Annotated in this window: 13 protein-coding genes, 1 tRNA gene and 1 pseudogene (1 of these 15 running past the window's edge); 14 read left to right on the top strand and 1 reads right to left on the bottom strand. The window is 63.5% G+C overall.

All coding sequences use genetic code 11. From position 1 onward, the window contains the following. Positions 1-209 precede the first annotated feature (209 nt). The 12 genes from ACFE64_RS00280 to ACFE64_RS00225 all read left to right on the top strand — a co-directional run bounded on the left by ACFE64_RS00280 (position 210) and on the right by ACFE64_RS00225 (position 15,442). Positions 210-761 (top strand): hypothetical protein, encoded by a 552-nt coding sequence (locus tag ACFE64_RS00280; protein WP_375390437.1) that lies wholly within the window; start codon positions 210-212, stop codon positions 759-761. A 10-nt stretch (positions 762-771) separates the two neighbouring features. Beyond that, a complete protein-coding gene (locus ACFE64_RS00275; protein WP_375390436.1) occupies positions 772-2,334 on the top strand; it encodes a type I restriction-modification system subunit M in 1,563 nt (520 codons plus the stop codon). Continuing rightward, positions 2,327-3,292: a GIY-YIG nuclease family protein gene (locus tag ACFE64_RS00270; RefSeq protein ID WP_375390435.1), complete on the top strand. Its 966-nt coding sequence runs from the start codon at positions 2,327-2,329 to the stop codon at positions 3,290-3,292. Before ACFE64_RS00275 ends, ACFE64_RS00270 begins: the two co-directional genes overlap by 8 nt. Before the next feature lie 80 nt (positions 3,293-3,372). Further along, positions 3,373-4,491, top strand: coding sequence for a restriction endonuclease subunit S (locus tag ACFE64_RS00265; RefSeq protein ID WP_375390434.1), 1,119 nt, complete (start codon positions 3,373-3,375; stop codon positions 4,489-4,491). After that, positions 4,488-6,146 (top strand): DUF6119 family protein, encoded by a 1,659-nt coding sequence (locus ACFE64_RS00260; protein WP_375390433.1) that lies wholly within the window; start codon positions 4,488-4,490, stop codon positions 6,144-6,146. Before ACFE64_RS00265 ends, ACFE64_RS00260 begins: the two co-directional genes overlap by 4 nt. After that, positions 6,056-9,364: a type I restriction endonuclease subunit R gene (locus ACFE64_RS00255; RefSeq protein WP_375390432.1), complete on the top strand. Its 3,309-nt coding sequence runs from the start codon at positions 6,056-6,058 to the stop codon at positions 9,362-9,364. The genes ACFE64_RS00260 and ACFE64_RS00255 overlap by 91 nt, the downstream gene beginning before the upstream one ends. Continuing rightward, positions 9,348-10,064, top strand: coding sequence for a M48 family metallopeptidase (locus ACFE64_RS00250; RefSeq protein ID WP_375390431.1), 717 nt, complete (start codon positions 9,348-9,350; stop codon positions 10,062-10,064). The genes ACFE64_RS00255 and ACFE64_RS00250 overlap by 17 nt, the downstream gene beginning before the upstream one ends. 340 nt (positions 10,065-10,404) lie before the next feature. Continuing rightward, on the top strand, positions 10,405-12,495 hold the full coding sequence (locus ACFE64_RS00245; protein ID WP_375390430.1) for a DUF3363 domain-containing protein: 2,091 nt from the start codon (positions 10,405-10,407) through the stop codon (positions 12,493-12,495). A 277-nt stretch (positions 12,496-12,772) separates the two neighbouring features. Next, a complete protein-coding gene (locus tag ACFE64_RS00240) occupies positions 12,773-13,033 on the top strand; it encodes a hypothetical protein (RefSeq protein WP_375390429.1) in 261 nt (86 codons plus the stop codon). 71 nt (positions 13,034-13,104) lie between these two features. Next, positions 13,105-13,485 (top strand): type II toxin-antitoxin system RelE/ParE family toxin, encoded by a 381-nt coding sequence (locus ACFE64_RS00235; protein ID WP_375390428.1) that lies wholly within the window; start codon positions 13,105-13,107, stop codon positions 13,483-13,485. Further along, entirely contained in the window at positions 13,461-13,805 is a 345-nt protein-coding gene (locus ACFE64_RS00230; protein WP_375390427.1) for a helix-turn-helix domain-containing protein, read from the top strand. The genes ACFE64_RS00235 and ACFE64_RS00230 overlap by 25 nt, the downstream gene beginning before the upstream one ends. Then, a complete protein-coding gene (locus ACFE64_RS00225) occupies positions 13,802-15,442 on the top strand; it encodes a recombinase family protein (protein WP_375390426.1) in 1,641 nt (546 codons plus the stop codon). Before ACFE64_RS00230 ends, ACFE64_RS00225 begins: the two co-directional genes overlap by 4 nt. Here ACFE64_RS00225 and ACFE64_RS00220 read toward each other — a convergent pair. After that, positions 15,410-15,499, bottom strand: a tRNA-Ser gene (locus tag ACFE64_RS00220). The genes ACFE64_RS00225 and ACFE64_RS00220 overlap by 33 nt on opposite strands. Positions 15,500-15,616: 117 nt before the next feature. Between ACFE64_RS00220 and ACFE64_RS00215 the strand changes: the two genes are divergently transcribed. Both ACFE64_RS00215 and ACFE64_RS00210 read left to right on the top strand, forming a co-directional pair. Next, positions 15,617-16,633 carry a lytic transglycosylase domain-containing protein gene (locus ACFE64_RS00215; protein WP_375390425.1) on the top strand — a complete coding sequence of 339 codons (1,017 nt, stop codon included), beginning with the start codon at positions 15,617-15,619 and terminating at the stop codon, positions 16,631-16,633. Between the two features lie 26 nt (positions 16,634-16,659). Continuing rightward, positions 16,660-17,510: pseudogene (locus ACFE64_RS00210) on the top strand (D-alanyl-D-alanine carboxypeptidase family protein); it runs 318 nt beyond the window's last position.

Here is a 17,510-nt window from a genome sequence, read left to right as displayed (position 1 = left end):
CCGGGCGATGAAGAGAGTGGTCGACTACGATGTAGCAGTCTTTCCCATGGTGGCGCAGACTCGGCGGTGATCGCGAGGCATGGCCGAGGAAGATGATGACTTCGTCTGCGCCATGGCGCTATGGCCAGCGGACAAATTAAAGCATCATATGAGAGGGTCTCTAACGATACTTCTTGGCACGGGCGTCCGTCGCTGCTATTGCGCCGGTTATGGTCAAGCTTTCGGACACGGCGGTTATTCTCAGCGGGGTCAATCCCGAGCCCTCGACCAACGATGGTTGCCGATTCTTGCAAATTCGCAATCTCAGCACGGATGACAGTGACCATATTGTTGGTCGTCGTCCGACCGCCGGGAGGGCGGTTCCGATCCAAGGCGGCGACGTCCTTCTCGCTGCACGGGGAGAGCGCGCATCGGCGGTCCAAGCCAGGGCCTCTCAGTTCGGGGCCTATGTCGCGCTCGATATCTACCTGATCCGTCCAGACCTGACCCGCCTCGATTCGGATTACCTCGTCGCCTTCTTGATGCGCCCCGCTACCGGTGTGCTACTTCGTAAAAGCACCGCTGGTGCGAGCCTGCCCCGCATCCCCAAAGACGCTATTGCGGACCTTGAGCTCCCGCTGCCGCCCCTCGGTCGTCAGAAGCTAATCGGGGGGGTGGCATCCTGTATCCGCCGCCGCCGTGAACTCGCTGACCGGCTAATCGCCGTCGAGTCTATGCTCGCTGAAGCATCACTTGAGCGCGTATTCGCGCAGTTGAGTTAGGAATATATATATGGCTACCCCCTCGCGTCCCGAAGATATCAGAAACGCCGTTTGGGCAGCTTGCGATACGTTTCGTGGGGCCGTCGACGCCGATCAGTACAAGAACTATGTACTGGCATTCCTCTTTCTCAAATACATCTCAGATGTGTGGAAGTCCCATGCAGTGCAGCACCGCCAGCGCTTAAAGGACACACCGGCCGAGACACGAGAGCTACGCGTGACCCGCATGATGGAGCGGGAGCGTTTCAAGCTCAAACAGTTCGAGCAGCGCAACCGTGCGGGCGAGGTCGTCGATACGTTCCTGGGCGATTTTTACAGCCTCCACGAGCGCCGCGCCGCCGACAACATCGGCGAGTTGGTCAACGAGGTATTGGAATCGATTGAGGAGGCGAACGATCCCAAGCTGAAGGGCGTCTTCCGCAACATCGATTTCAATTCCGAATCGAACCTCGGCCAGACCAAGGACCGTAATCGCCGGCTGAAAACCCTTCTGGAGGATTTCGCCAAGCTGGATCTCAGCGCAGTGCGAGAGGAGGTTATTGGTGACGCCTACATCTTCCTGATCGAACGCTTCGCGTCGGAAGCGGGGAAAAAGGCCGGAGAGTTCTTCACCCCGCGCAAGGTGTCCGAGCTGGTCGCGAAGCTTGCCGGACCGAAATCTGGAGACCGCATTTGCGATCCAGCCTGCGGCTCCGGCTCACTCCTTATCCGGGCGGGCGAGGAGGTCACCGGCGACAATTTTCGGCTCTACGGCCAGGAGTCGAACGGCCAGACTCGCGCCCTCGCGCGCATGAACATGTTCCTGCACGGGCTCGACGCCGCGGACATCAAGTGGGGCGACACGCTGAACGGGCCGCAGTTGATCGAGGGCGATCATCTCATGCGGTTCGATGTGGTCGTCGCCAACCCTCCGTTCAGCCTCGATAAATGGGGTGCCGAGAACGCTGCGGCCGATCCTTATCGGCGCTTCACGCGTGGCGTACCGCCCAAGAGTAAAGGCGATTATGCCTTCATCCTCCACATGCTTGCTACAGCCCGGCCTGGCGAAGGCCGTGTATCAGTGGTCGCCCCCCACGGGGTGCTATTTCGCGGAGGGGCGGAGGGCCGCGTTCGTGAATCGATCGTCCGCGAAAATCTGCTCGACGTCGTGGTCGGCTTGCCGGCCCAGCTCTTTCCGACCACCGGCATCCCCGTGTGCATCATGGTGTTCGACCGCGCGCGTGAAAGCGGCGGAAAGCGCGATCATGAGCGCGATGTCCTGTTCATCGACGCAAGCCGCAGTTTCGAGCCGGGCAAAAAACAGAACTATCTTCGCGACAGCGACATCGCCGAGATCATGCGCGTCCGCGAAGGACGGCTGGAGGTCGAGCGTTTCTCGCATCGCGGGTCGCTTGAAGAAATTGAGGAGAATGGCTTCAACCTCAACATCCCCCGCTACGTCGACACGTTCGAGCCAGAACCCGAAATCGATATCCAGGCGGTGCAGAACGAAATCCGAGACCTGGAGCTCCAGCTCGCCGAGAACCGAGAGCAGATGAACCGCTATCTCAAGGAGCTCGGCATAGATGTCTGACCCCTTCGCCAAATCGCCTGCGCGGCGCGGCCGAACGCTTAAGCTTTACCTGGTCGATGGCTCGCCGTCGGGCGTCATCACTGCTGAACTTGGCGTTTCGTCCGTCCGGGCCGCAGTGGCGACGCGCACTGCGCTCCCGGATTTGATCCGACGCGAGGAAGCGACCCGGACCGGTATCTACCTCCTAGTCGGCCCGGACCCTGATCTGCCGGGGCGTCAGCTCGTCTATGTCGGCGAGGGAGATCAAGTCCGCACTCGCCTAGCCGCGCATGATTCCGACGAGTCCAAGGACTTCTTCACCCGCGCAGTGCTGATCGTCTCCAAGGATGAAAACCTCACCAAGGCACATGGCCGCTACCTGGAGAGCCGTGTCATCGCCGCCATTCGCGGTGCCGGTCGCGCCAAGCTGGTGAACGGCACTGAGCCGCCATTCAAAGGGCTACCCGAGCCCGAAATAGCCGACATGGAGCGCGTTCTCGACGAGATCGAGGTGCTGCTGCCGGTGCTCGGCTTCGACATCTTACGGCCCGCCGGCCAGGAAGCCGGAGCGGCATCCGCCCCCCCGCCGAAGGCCGAGCCAGGCAAGCCGGTCACGGTGAGCGTAGGAGGCCCGATCTTCACCTTCACGGAATCCGGCGCCGACGCAAAGGCGCGGGAGGCGAATGGCGAGTTTGTTATCCTGGCGGGGTCGCTCGCGAAGCGGCAGGAGGTGCCAAGCTGCGCTGAACCGTTGAAGCGCCGCCGGGCGGAAATGATCGCCGAGGGCGCGTTGGAAATCACGCCCGATGGCAAATTCCTACGCTTCGCCGCTGACACCGCATTTGACTCGCCCTCGGGCGCATCGCGCGTCGTCTATGGCGGCAATGTCAGCGGGCCACGCTACTGGAAGCACGCAGCGACTGGCCAGACCTATGGTGACTGGCGCAAGAGCCAGATCGGCGATGGGGTTGCCGCATGATGCGCCGCCCTCGCCTTGGTGACTACTTCGAGAACCGGCAGGAATCGGGGCGCGAGGGATTGCCCACATTGTCAGTGACGATGAACGACGGCCTCGTCCATCGCGACAAGATTGAGCGCCGCACCGAGACGACGCTTTTCGCCGACCAGCACTTGCTCGTCCGGCGTGGCGACATCGCCTACAACATGATGCGGATGTGGCAGGGAGCGTGCGGCTTGGCCGACGCCGATGGCCTTGTAAGCCCGGCATATGTCGCGCTAGCACCAAGGAAGAACATCGATAGCCGTTTCGCCTATCACTGGTTCAAGTCGGACCGGATGACCTATCTGTTCTGGGCTTACTCCCACGGGCTGACCGAGGATCGCCTTCGTCTGTATTTTGACGATTTTGCAGAGATTCCGATTGCACCGCCTGGCCTGGAACAACAACGGCGCATAGTCACCGTGCTCGACGCCTGGGACCGCGCCGTCATCCAGACGGAGCGCCTGATCGCTGCGAAGCGGCGTCGGAAGGCCGGCCTTGTCCAGCATCTGTTCTTGAACCTTCCGAGGCGACCCTTCTTAGGGGCCGCTGATGTATGGTTTAGCGGCGTTGATAAGAAATCCCGCGATAACGAAGTGTCTGTATTACTGTGCAACTACATGGACGTTTTTCACAATGCGCGCATCACCGCGCATATCGAATTCATGCAGGCCACGGCGTCAAAACGACAGATCGCCGACAATAGCCTGCGTAAGCATGATGTCGTATTCACCAAAGATTCCGAGACGGCAGACGAGATCGCGGAACCGGCCCTCGTCGCCGAAGACATCCCGAACCTTGTCTGCGGCTATCATCTTGCCGTTGCTCGACCCCGCGAAGGCCTCGGATACGGGCCATTCCTAGCGCAGGCGATGCGCCATCAGGCCATGCGTTGGCAGTTCACCCGCCTGGCAAACGGGGTAGTGCGCTTCGGGCTTACGCTCGACGCATTGGAACAGGCGGAGATATTCCTGCCGCCACTGCCGGTGCAACAGCGGATCGCTGCCATCCTGGACGCGGAAGATACCGCGATCGAAGGTTTGGCAAAGCAGGCCGAAACCCTGCGCACCCAAAAACGTGGCCTCATGCAGAAGCTGGTGGGTCGCGAATGGCAGCTCGATAACCGGTTCGACCTTGTGCCGCCGCCACCCTCTATTCTGGCAGGAGCGGCGGAATGACCAAGAAATCTCAGACCGTTTCCATTCGCTTGCTCCGCGATGGCAAACAGCCGGCTGACAGTGTCCGGGCGGGCGTCGAGTTGTCGACCTGGAATAAGCTTGAAGGTGCACAGATCGCGCTCGATACGATTGGTGGCGGCGCGCCGAAGTGGTCCAAGTTCCTCGACTTGTCCGATGCTGAGAAGGCCAAGCTCACGAACCTGACCGCCTATGGTCTGGTCTTCATTCCGGCGAGCGGTCGCTGGTTCGCGGTTTCGTTCGGGCTAGGCCATGTGAAACTCGACCCAGACGCCTTCGAACAGGATTTTGGGCTGCGCGTGGTTTTGAATACAGTCGATCCCGACAAGCTGCGCAGCGCCGACATCCGCACCCCAGATGAAAATACGACATCCCGCCGTACACAGACGGCTCGACGCTCCGACCAAACGGCTTTCAGCATCGACATCGAGCGGGACATTGTGCGCGGGCTGGCGGGCGAGCCCAAGGTAACTACGTTCGCATCACGCGTCGCGGGCAGCGATGGGCTGACACTGACCAAGGAGATGGACGTCGCCGGCCTGCCAAAGGTTTGCGCTGATGCCTTCGCTGCCTTCGGCAAGGACGACTACAAGGCGAACTTCGCCTGGATCGACCAGATCAAACATGTTCGCGACAAAGCGACGATTGAGTTGCTCGACGCCGCCCTGGTCGCGGCGCTGGGCGGCTGCCTGACGGGCGTGATCCCCGATACGCTGCATCTCGCTTATCCAGTCATCTATGATCCCGAAAAAGCGCGGCACATCCGCTTCAAGGGATTCAATTGCTCCAACGTCCACACCGATTTGGAAATCGGGGGGTACGTTGCAGACATGCGGGAGAAGGCACTGCTCGCCTATGAAGCGGGACATCTCTCCGGGCACAAAGTTTACGAGTGCAACGCCGAGGGCAAGGATGACGGCCAGAGCTGGCGCATCAAGGAATGCCTTGTCTTCGAGATTGACCTGAACGGCGAGAAATATGTTCTCTCCGCAGACCGTTGGTATCGGATCGATACCAACCTGGCGAACGAGGTCACCACCTTCTTCGCCGGGGTCACTGCCCATGCCATGCCGGACGCCCTCGCCGACGAAAACGAGGAGAAATACAATGGCCGGGTCGCGATCGGTGGCCACAACATGCTTTGCCTTGACCGCAAATTGGTGAAGCCGACCGGCGCTTCATATTCGATCGAAGCCTGTGACTTCCTCGAAAACACCGGGGCCATGATTCATGTGAAGGATCAGACGTCATCGTCACGGCTCAGCCACCTTTTCAATCAGGGAACCGTGTCGGCGCGTGTGATGAAGATGGACGGCCCGTTTCGTGATCTTCTGAGAACACGGATTGTCGATCAGGAGACCGCCCTTGGCCTCACCGGCTATCAGGCGCTCGTCGCCCCCTCCGGAACCCCCTACAGTGAAGCGGCACATCTTGTCGTTTATGCAGTGATTTGCTCCGGCGTGGGTGCCGGCACAAACCGACTTCCGTTCTTCAGCCTTGTTACTTTCCGGCAGGCCGCGAATGAGCTGCGGGCGCTGGGATACAAATGCGCCTTCGCCTGGATCGCCAAGCCGGCCTCAACGACGACCAAGGCCAAGCGCAAGCCGAAGACCACTCCGGTCGCTGTCGCCGCATGAGCGGCTCCCCGGAGTTTACCCTGTCCGAAGCCGGCGGGGCGCAGCTTCAGGCGTTGCAAACACTGTCGGCGCTGGGCTGGCGGTATGTCACGCGCGCCGAGGCGGAGCGCCAGAGAGGGCATCGCCGGTCCACGGTGTTGCTAGAAGACATCCTATCCGCGCAGCTGTCACGTCTGAACCACATCCGACGGGGCAATCGTTCGCACCCGTTTTCCGAGACCAACATCATAACGGCGATCGACCGGCTGCGTTATGTCCGTTTCGATGGCTTGCTCCGCACGAACGAGACTGTCACTGACCTGCTTCAGCTAGGCATCGCGTTGCCGCAGACCATCGACGGCCAGGTCCGTGAAAGCCAGCTGCGATACATCGATTGGGCGGACTGGCGCGCCAACGCGTTCCACATGACCGCCGAATTCCCGGTCCAGTGGCCGGGCGGTGCGGCGATCAGGCCGGACATCGTGCTGTTCGTGAACGGCATCCCGTTCGCGGTGATCGAGGTGAAGCGCAGCCAGGAAGATGCCATGCAGGGCATCAGTCAGCAGCTCCGCAATCAGAAGCCGGATGTCGGCGCGCCCAATCTGTTCTTCTCGGCGCAGCTACTCATCGCCGCCAGCCCCCACCGCCCGCGCTACGCTACAGTCGGCACTCCGGCGAAATTCTGGGCGGCGTGGAAAGAGCTGGAGGATACGCTAGACGATATCGCCAAGGTGATGTCGCGCGAAATGGACGAGATCGAGGAGCGGTCGATCTTCGCCGACTTCGTCATTCACAGGACCAGGCACGGTCACCTGATGGAGGCCGGCTCGCGCTTTGCGACGCCGCTCGACTCGATCCTGATCAGCCTTGCCCGTCCCGAACGGTTGCTGGACATGGCGCGGCGTTTCACCTTGTTCGACGGCCCGGTGAAGAAGGTCGCTCGGCATCAGCAGATGTTCGCGGTGAACGACCTGCTTCGCCGCGTGCAGACGCGCGATGAGTCCGGCAGGCGTGAAGGCGGGGTGGTCTGGCATACCCAGGGGTCGGGCAAGTCGCTGACGATGGTCATGCTGGCCAAGGCGCTCGTCATGGCCTCGCCGAGCGCGCGGCTGGTGATGGTGACGGACCGGACCGACCTCGATAAGCAGATCGCCGATACCTTCCGCGCGACCGGGCTGTCGCCCGTCAGGGCTAAGACGGGCGAGCACCTTATCGAGCTGATCGAAAGCAAGGCGCCCGTTGTCACCACCGTCGTCAACAAGTTCAAGGCCGGGTTGAATAAGCGTCGGGTGGCGGACGACAGCGCCGACATCTTCGTCCTGGTCGATGAAAGCCATCGCAGTCAGTACGGCGACCTGGATAGCCTACACGCCCGGATGCGGGAGGTTTTCCCGAACGCCTGCCTGATCGGATTCACAGGCACACCGATCGCGAAGAAGGAGCGGAATACCTTCCTCAAGTTCGGCACGCTGGCGCGACCGGTCTATTCGATGAAGGACGCGGTCGAGGACGGTGCGGTCGTCCCGCTCTTGTACGAGGGGCGCCACGTTGAGGAGGATATCGACGAAGCAGCCGTAGATGCCTGGTTCGATCGCGTCACCCGTGGACTGTCAGATGCGCAGAAGGGAGATCTCAAGCGTAAGATGAGCCGGCCGCGGGCGTTGATGGGCGTGTCTGCTCGGCTCCGCTGCATCGCCTTCGATGTAAGTCAGCATTTCGCCGACAGTTTCAAAGGCACCGGCTTGAAAGGGCAGCTCGTTGCGCCGTCGAAGCGCGACGCCATCACGCTGAAAAAGCTGTTGGACGAGTTTGGCGACGTCAGCTCGGAAGTTGTGATTTCAGCGCCGGAACTGCGTGAGGGCGAGACCGCCCTCGACGAGGAAAATGTCGATGAGGTGGTGACCTTCTGGCGCCGGATGATGGAGCGTTGGCAGGGCGAAGAGAACTACAACCGGTCGATCGTGGAGAGCTTCAAAGGCTCCGGTGACCCCGACATCCTTATCGTCGTCGATAAACTTCTGACCGGATTTGATGCTCCCCGGAACACGGTCCTTTACATGGCGCGCCCTCTCCGCGAGCATGCCCTGCTGCAGGCCATTGCCCGTGTGAATCGTGTGTTCGATGACGACGGCGCTCCGGAAAAGCCATTCGGATATGTCATCGACTACTGTGGCGTTTTGCAGGACCTCGGCGAGGCGCTGACGGCAAACGACGCACTAAAGGACTTCAATGAAAGTGACCTCAATCACGCGGCGACCCAAGTCGCCGATGAGGCCCGATCTCTTCCCGAGAAGCACGCCACCTTGCTTGACTTGTTTGCCGGCGTTTCCAACAAGTATGATGAAGAAGCCTATGCGCGTTCGTTATCGGACGAGAGCCTGAGAGACGAATTCTACAAGGCGTTGTCGGCGTTCTCTCGCACGCTGACCGTGGCCGTGGCTTCACGGACCTTTGTCGAGGAAACGCCGCCCGAACGGATGTCGCGATGGCGTTCTGACGAGAAGCGGTTCATCGCCCTGCGCGCCCATGTGAAGACCCGATACGCCGACGCTATCGATTGGTTCGATTATGAAAAGCGCGTCCGCGCACTTCTAGACAACCATGTGACCGCTCACGAGGTGATCACCGTCGTGGAGCCGCTGGCCGTTTTCGATGATGCGGCCATCGACGCGGCACGGTCGAAAAAGAACCGCTCGGACGCATCAATCGCCGACGAGATCGCTCACCGCACGCTTCGCGCGATCGACGAAAAATGGGATGAGGACCCCGTCTTCTTCGAGAAGTTTTCCAAGCTCATCCGAGACACGATCGCGGCGTTCAGAGATCGCCGGCTCGAAGAGAAAGCCTATCTCGATCAGATGCGATCACTTCGCGACCGCATCGATACGCGCGAGGACAGCGAAGATCCGACGCCGCCCTCGATCAGGGGGAAAGGCAATGAAACGGCGTTCTGGGGTATCGCGCGCCGGGAACTCAAGAAGGTTGGATTGGACGCCGATGGCCCCGCCACGGACATCGCCATCGCGGTCACCGACATCATTGAGCGCAACCGAACTGTCGGCTGGCAGCATGATCGGGACCTTCAAAACCGCATTCGTAACTCGATCGATGACTTCTTTTTTGACCAAGTTCTGTCGTCTGGTGCAGTCAACATTGGCCCCGACGTCATCGACATGATTGTCGATGACGTGCTGGCGTCAGCACGTGTGCGAATGGCCGACGATGGCAGAATCCGCTGAGCTTGTCGCCCGCTGGGGTGAGATGGTCTTGCCGTTTTCCGTGAAGCGATCGGACCGGCGCACGTTGCGAATCGTCGTCTCTCCCGACGGAAGCGTTGCTGCCTACGCACCGGATCGAGCCACGGACGACGAAATCGTCACGCGCGTTTCAAGGCGTGGCGGCTGGATAAAGCGCGAGTTGCTTCGATGCGAAAGATGGCGCCCCCGAACTCCAGCCCGCCAATATGTGAGCGGTGAAACCCACCTTTTTCTTGGAAAGCAGTATCGCCTCGTCGTGACAGGTGAAGGCGCGCCGAACGTCCGCCTGGACGGCGACAGGATCATTCTCGCCGTGCGGGAAAACAGCAATTATGTGCATCGAAGAACACTTCTGAGGCATTGGTATGGACTGCAAAGCCACCGGATATTTCCGGTACGCCTCGACGTAGCCGCACTGCCGTTTTTGCGTATGGGCGTGGTCAAACCCCGTCTCATAATTCGGCTGATGTCTCAACGCTGGGGAAGCTTCACGGCGAAGGGAAACCTGGTGCTGAATAGCGAACTGGCACAGGCATCACCGCACCTAATCGACTATGTTATTGCCCACGAGCTTGCCCACGCGCTGCACCCTGATCACGGTCCGAATTGGCAAGGATTGCTTACTCAGACAATGCCTGATTGGCGAAAACGAAAAGACGATCTCGAGCACCAGCTTCTCTGAAAATCGTGGAGAAGGCGTCGGGGCGCAAAGTGGGTTTGCTGTCCTTTGCAGTAAGGAAGTTGACGGCAAGATAAAGCGAAGTTCCTCGCTGCCGGGGCATTGCCCCTAAGTATCTGGCTGCACATCGTTTTTTGGCGCTCTGCGACCGGAGCGGCAAGGTGCATGGGTGGCGCGAAAGGCGCTTTCTCGTTTGTTATCAGCACTTTTGGCGGCACCGGCCGCAAGGTGTAATGATCGGCAAACCGCCGTTTTCCGCCGCCGGCAAGTCGTTGCGCGCGACAGCCCTACGACCTGATCCGCACTCTTGCACCGGCGATTCCGGCCTTCAATCGTCGGCGTCATGGCGACCGATGAAGACCACTTCCGCATCCGTCCCGGAAAGATTCGCGACCGTGGCACGCCTCGCACGCCGAGGGCCGTGCGGCAGCGGTCGAAGACCTTTGTCGGCGACGTGCATCAGGCCATCCGCCGGGCGGGCGGCAATCCCAACCGCTTGGCCGGGACGGGGAAGGCGAGCGGGCGGTGCAACGCGCGCGGACGGGGCGCGCAGGTGGCGGCCAGATTGAAGGGCCGGAACGGGTGGAGCCGGGATGCGAACGGCGTCCGCACCCGGTCGCGCCGGGTGGCGGTGAAGGCGCGGATCGTGAAACTCAACCCGCAGCGCGGCGGTACGCGAACGCGGGCGCACGTGAGCGGCAAGGCAGTGGACGCCCACCTGCGCTACCTGGAGCGCGACGGCGTGACCCGTGACGGCGAGAAGGGCCAAGTCTATTCCGCCGACAAGGATGTCGCCGATGGTCCCGCCTTCCTCGACCGGGGCCGCGAGGATCGCCACCAGTTTCGATTCATCGTCTCCGCCGAGGAAGGCGTCGAGCTATCAGATCTGCGGCAGACCACGCGCGACCTCATGGCTCAGATGGAAGCCGATCTCGGCACGAAACTCGATTGGATCGCGGTCGATCACCATAACACCGGCCATCCGCACACCCACGTTCTACTTCGTGGGGTCACCGACGATGGCAAGCGGCTCGACATCGCCGGCGACTACATCGCCCACGGCATCCGCGAGCGGGCGAGCGACGTCGTCACGCTGGAGCTGGGCAGGCAAACCGAGCAGGAAGTCAGCCGCCAGCTTGAGCGGGCGGTGGACGCCGAGCGATTCACCCGGCTCGACCGGATGCTGCTCGCCGAGCAGGCGGCCAGCAACGAGTTCGCCGACCTTCGCCCGGACAAGGACTTGGCCGAGACCATGCGACAGAATCGGGCGCTGCTGATCGACCGCGCGCGCAAGCTGGAGCGGATGGGGCTGGCGACCGAGCATACGCCGGGCGTCTGGACGATATCCGCCCGCGCCGAGCCGATGCTTCGCGAGCTGGGCACGCGCGGCGACATCATCAAGACGATGCACCAGGCGCTGGACCGCGAGGGGGTGGCCGAGCAACGCGCCTATGCGGGCTACGTTGTTCATCGCGCCCTTCCGGCCGAGCGGATCGTCGGCCGGGTTATCGGCAAGGGCCTGGGCGGTGACGAACTGGGCGAGCGGATCGGCCTGCCCATCGACGGTATGGACGGGCGGGTGCACCACCTGGAGGTTCCGGCCGCCAAGGTGGAAGCCATCCGGCGTGGGAGTATCGTCGCGATCGAGCCGCCGCCGAGCGCGCTGCGCATGGCAGACAGAAACATTCTGGCGGCGACGAACGAACAAGGCGTCTACAGCCCTGCGGCGCATCGCGAACAGGCGGTTGCACGCCTTGGGAGCAATGACGCCGACGCCTATGTCCGCAGCCACGTCAGAAGGCTGGAGGCATTGCGCCGCGCGGGCATCGTCGAGCGCGTCCACGCGGAACACTGGACCATTCCCGCCGACTTGCCCGAGCGCGGTCTCGCGCATGACCGTCAGCGGTTCGGCAGCGGCCCCCGTGTCGATGAGCTGTCCCACCTGCCGCTCGATCGTCAGATACGTCACGAGGGTGCGACCTGGCTCGACCGCACCATGATAGGAGACGGTCGCGAAGCCGTGCCCCATTCAGGTTTTGGCGGCGACGTCCGCACCGCGTGGGAAAGTCGCAAGCGAGCGCTTGCGGAAATGGGCTATGTTCGCGACCAGGGCGGCGGGAAGTTTCGCGCGCCGACAGACCTGATCGCCCAACTGGAAAACGCCGAGATCAGCCGGGTAGGCAAGGCATTCGCCGCCGAGCGCGGCCTCGACTGGCAACCGAACCTAACGGGCGAGCGTGTGTCCGGGAAGCTCGTCGGCCAGGCGCAACTCGCCAGTGGCCGGTTCGCCATGATCGACAACGGTTTGGGCTTCCAGCTCGTCCCGTGGAACGACACCCTCGCCAAACGCCTCGGCCAGCAGGTTGACGGACTTTCCATGCCGGGCGGCGGGATCGACTGGACGCTCGGTCGAAGTCGAGGGCTGGGGCTTTGACCGACGCTCGATCGCCCGGCCCCGCCAGCATCGGCGGACAGGCGACGGCCCTCAAGGCCAAGCCCTTCGGGCGGCGCGGTTCGCGCCGGCCTTGACCGCCGCCGCCTCTCCGCCGCGTGGAAAGGGTGCGCCGGGACGGAGGAACGCTGCCGCGCCGAACCGAAGAACGTTGAAAAAGCGTGGTTCAGCCCGAGCCATTCCGCCGGGACACGCCGTAGGCCGCCGTTCACCTGTATCCGCGCGCAGGAGTGCGAGGCGTAGCCTAGCGTAGAGATGCGTGGTTCCGCGTCGCCGCGATATCGCCGACTCTGGCGCGATGCCCCGCGCTTCGCGCCCAGATCAGCAGACAGCCTCCGAGCAGCTTGAAGCGCTGCTCGGCGAGCCGTGGCCGTTCCCCGGCCGTCCGCCCAGGCATGACGTGCCGACCTGGCGCGTCACCGATGACTGGCCCGAGAAAGTGCCGGTCACGGACGCCGAGATCGCCATATTCGAGGCATGGTTCGGCGACCTGTTCGACGAACTGTTCGGGCCGCAATGAGTAACCGACGACAGATCAGCGCGGTTGACTAACGCCGCGATCATGCTATATCTGGCATAAGGAGCAGGCGCGTGTCTAATGAGACAATCGGCAAACCTGTCAGGTGGATCGGCAGTAGTCGCGATGATCTTCGAGAGTTCCCCGAGCCCGTGCGACTGCGTGTTGGCGGGGCGTTGTGGGAGGCCCAGACCGGCGGCAAGGCGGGATGGGCCAAGCCGCTCAAAGGCTTCGGCGGGGCGGGCGTGCTGGAGGTGGTCGATGACTATGACGGCGACACTTACCGCGCCGTCTACACCGTGCGCTTCGCGGGCGTCGTTTATGTGCTCCACGCCTTCCAGAAGAAGTCGAAGCACGGGATCGCGACGCCGAAACACGAGATCGCGCTGATCGAACAGAGATTGAAGCGAGCCCAAGAGGACCACGAACAATGGCGAGCAAGCAGGACGACATGAAGGTGACGGAAGGCTCCGGTAACGTGTTCGCCGACCTTGGCGTCGCCGAGCCCGAGGAGGAGCTGGCGAAGGCGCAACTCGCCAGCCACATCCGCGAGGCGATCAAGCGTCGGCGGCTGACTCAGGCGGCGGCGGCCGAGCTGGTCGGGCTCGATCAGCCTAAGGTGTCGGCCCTGATCAACGGCCGGCTGACCGGCTTCTCCAGCGACCGGCTGCTGCGCTGCCTGACCGCGCTCGGTCAGGACGTGGACATCGTGGTCAAGTCGCCGCCCAAGAGCCGCCAGCGCGGGCGGCTGCGTGTGGTGGAGCACGCAGCGTGACCGCCGTCGTCCCGCTGCGCGCTGCGCTCTATCTGCGCGTCTCGACCGCGCGGCAGGCCGAGCATGACGTGTCGATTCCCGACCAGCGCAAGCAGGGCGAAGCCTATTGCGCCGCCCGTGGCTACCAGCTCGTCGAGACCTTCGTGGACGCGGGCGCATCCGCCACCAACGACCGCCGCCCCGAGTTCCAGCAGATGATCGAGGCCGGGACGGCCAAGCCCGCGCCGTTCGAGGTGGTGGTCGTTCACTCGTTCAGTCGCTTCTTCCGCGATCACTTCGAGCTGGAGTTCTACGTCCGCAAGCTGGCGAAGAACGGCGTCCGCCTGTTGTCGATCACGCAGGAGATGGGCGACGACCCGATGCACGTCATGATGCGCCAGATCATGGCGCTGTTTGACGAGTACCAGTCCAAGGAAAACGCCAAGCATGTCCTTCGGGCGTTGAAGGAGAATGCGCGGCAGGGCTTCTGGAACGGGTCGCTGCCCCCGATCGGCTACCGCGTCGTCGCCGCCGAGCAGCGCGGGGCCAAGACAAAGAAGAAGCTGGAGGTCGACCCGCTTCATGCCGAGACCGTGCGGTTGGCGTTCCGGCTCGCGCTGGAGGGTGACGGCACGTCCGGCCCGATGGGCGTCAAGTCGATCACCAAGCACCTGAATGAGCGCCGCATCTTCACCCGCGACGGCGGACGTTGGGGCATCGGCACCGTTCACCGGATGCTGACCCGCCAGACCTATGTCGGTCGCCACGAGTTCAACCGGCGCACCAAGAACGGCGAGAACAAACCGGATGAGGAGGTCATCTCCGTCGCGGTTCCGCCAATCATTGATCAGGCAGTGTTCGACGCCGTTCAGGCCCGCATGAAGGCGCGGAACCCAAAGGTGACGCCGCCGCAGATCGTTGGCGGCCCCACGCTCCTTACCGGTCTGATCCATTGCGCCAAGTGCGGCGGAGCCATGACGATCCGCACCGGCAAAGGCGGACGCTATCGCTACTACACCTGTTCGACCAAGGCGCGGCAAGGGCCGACCGCCTGCACCGGCATGACCGTTCCCATGGAGAAGCTGGACGCGCTGGTCGCCGGGCATCTGGAGGACCGGCTGCTCGACCCGGCGCGGTTGGAGGAGGTGCTGGCGACGGTCCTCGACCGGCGGCAGGAGCGCACCGAGCGGCGTCGCTACCACATCGCCGAGTTGAACAAGCGGGCGACGGAGACCGACCTGCGCCTCAAGCGCCTTTACGACGCCATCGAGAGCGGCGTCGCCGATCTGGACGATCCCGACCTGAAGGACCGCATCGCCAGCCTCAAGGCCATCCGGGACCAGTCGCGGGTCGATGCCGACCGGGCATCAGCGATGATGGAAAGCTCAGGCCAGAAGGCAATTACCGCGCCGATGCTCGCCAAGTTCGCGCAAACAGCGCGCCAGCGGATGCGTCTGCCGGGTGGCGGCTACCGCCGTGACCACCTTCGCGCACTCGCGCAACGCGTCGAGGTTGCCGAAGGCGAAGTCCGCATCATGGGATCGAAGTCCGACCTGTTGCGGACGCTTGCCGCCGCAGGCGGTTCCGGAACACTGCCGGGAGCAGTGCCCAGCTTTGTTCCGAAGTGGCGGAGAGGGTGGGATTCGAACCCACGGTGAGGTTGCCCCCACGGCGGTTTTCAAGACCGCTGCCTTAAACCGCTCGGCCACCTCTCCGCGGAGCGCCGGCGCGTTTAGGGGCATCGCGTCCGATCGTGCAAGGCCCGCGACCGGCAGGGGTTCCGGCGGCGGCGGCCCCGTGTCAAAGCGGTATTCATGGGGTGGCGCACGAGCATGCGGGGCTTGGCGACGGCGGCGATGCTGCTGGTCGGCGGCGCCTCCCGCGCGCAGGACGATGCCGGGTTCCAGGCGTATCTGCCCGAGCTGCGAGCGCAGGCGATCGCCGCGGGCGTACGGCCGGAAACCGCCGACGCCGCGCTGGGGACGCTGACGCTCGATCCGCGCGTCGTCCGGCTCGACCAGGCGCAGCCCGGCCCGCCTGCCGACCAGCCCACGGGCTTCTCGCCCTTCGCGCCCTATCGCATCGCCCATGTCGACGCCGCACGGATCGGCCGCGGCCGGCAAGCCTATGCCGCCGAGCGGCCACGCCTCGCCGCGATCGAGCGGCAGACGGGCGTGCCCGAGGCGATCGCGGTGGCGATCTGGGGGCACGAGACGGACTATGGGCACGTCATGGGCAATTACGACCTGCTCCGCAGCCTCGCCAGCCTCGCCTATGACGGCCGACGGCGGCCGCTGTTCGCGGGCGAGTTCGTGGCGGCCCTCAGGATGATCGACCGGGGCGTGCCGCGCGAGAAGCTGAAGGGCAGCTGGGCCGGCGCGTTCGGCGGGCCGCAGTTCCTGCCCTCCGTGTACCTGCGCCTCGCGCGCGACGCCGACGGGGACGGGCTGGCGGACGTGTGGACCAGCAACGCCGACACGCTCGCGTCGATCGGCGCCTATCTGCAGGACGCCGGCTGGCGCGCCGGCCAGCCCTGGGGCTTGGCGGTGAGTGTTCCCCCGGCCTTCGACCGTGGCGCGCTCCGGACCCGGCTCCTGTCGCCGCGCTGTCCGCGCGTCTTCTTCCGCCACAGCGCCTGGCGCTCCATCGCCGAGTGGCGCGCGCTCGGCGTGCAGCCGCAGTCCGGTCCTTGGCCGGCCGACGGCGTGCAGGCGACGCTGATCGAGCCGGACGGGGAGGGGCAGACCGCCTATCTCGTCACCGGCAACTACCGCGTCATCCTCGACTATAACTGCGCCAACTTCTACGCGCTGTCGGTCGGCCTGCTCGCCGACGCGGTGGCGCAATAGCCCGGCCACGGAGACCATAGCCGCTCATGTTGAGAACCACGCTGTCCAAGATTGCCGCCGCCCCGCTCGCGCTCCTCGCGCTGACGGTGCCGTCCACCGCCGCCGCGCCGCAATTCGGCGGCACGGCGCCGATCGCGTTCATGGAGGATCTGTCGACGGGCGCGATCCTCTATCAGCGCGACGCAGACCGGCGGATGCCGCCGGCCTCGATGGCGAAGATGATGACGGTCTATGTCGCGTTCGACATGATCAAGCGCGGCGACCTGAAGCTCGACCGCACCTTCACCGTCCGGCCCGAGACCTGGCAGAAATGGCACGGCAGTGCGGCGGGATCGACCATGTTCCTGTCGGTCAACGAGAATGTCAGCGTCGACAATCTGTTGAAGGGCATCGTCACGCTGTCGGGCAACGATGCCTGCGTGGTGCTGGCGGAGGGCGTCTCGGGCACCGAGCAGTCCTTTACCGACCGGATGAACGAGGCGGCGAAGAAGCTGGGGCTGACCAACAGCCATTTCGGCACGTCGAACGGCTGGCCGGACGCGGGCGTCACCTATGTCACCGCGCGCGATCTGGCGACGCTGGCGGCGGCGACGATCCGCGACTTTCCCGACCTCTACAAGCGGTTCTATTCGCTGCGCGAGTTCACCTGGGGCAAGACCCTGGGCGCGGGCAACGATATCACCCAGGCCAATCGCGACCCGCTGCTCGGTCATGTCGCGGGGGCGGACGGCCTGAAGACGGGGCATACCGACGAGGCCGGCTACGGCTTCACCGGCTCCGCCGAGCAGAACGGGCGGCGGCTGGTGATGGTCGTCGCGGGGCTGCCGACCTATAACGGCCGCGCCGAGGAGTCCGTGCGCTTCATGCAATGGGGCTT

It is taken from the genome of uncultured Sphingomonas sp., assembly GCF_964250165.1.
GTDB lineage: Bacteria > Pseudomonadota > Alphaproteobacteria > Sphingomonadales > Sphingomonadaceae > Sphingomonas.
This window is presented reverse-complemented; position numbering and strand designations above follow the sequence as displayed.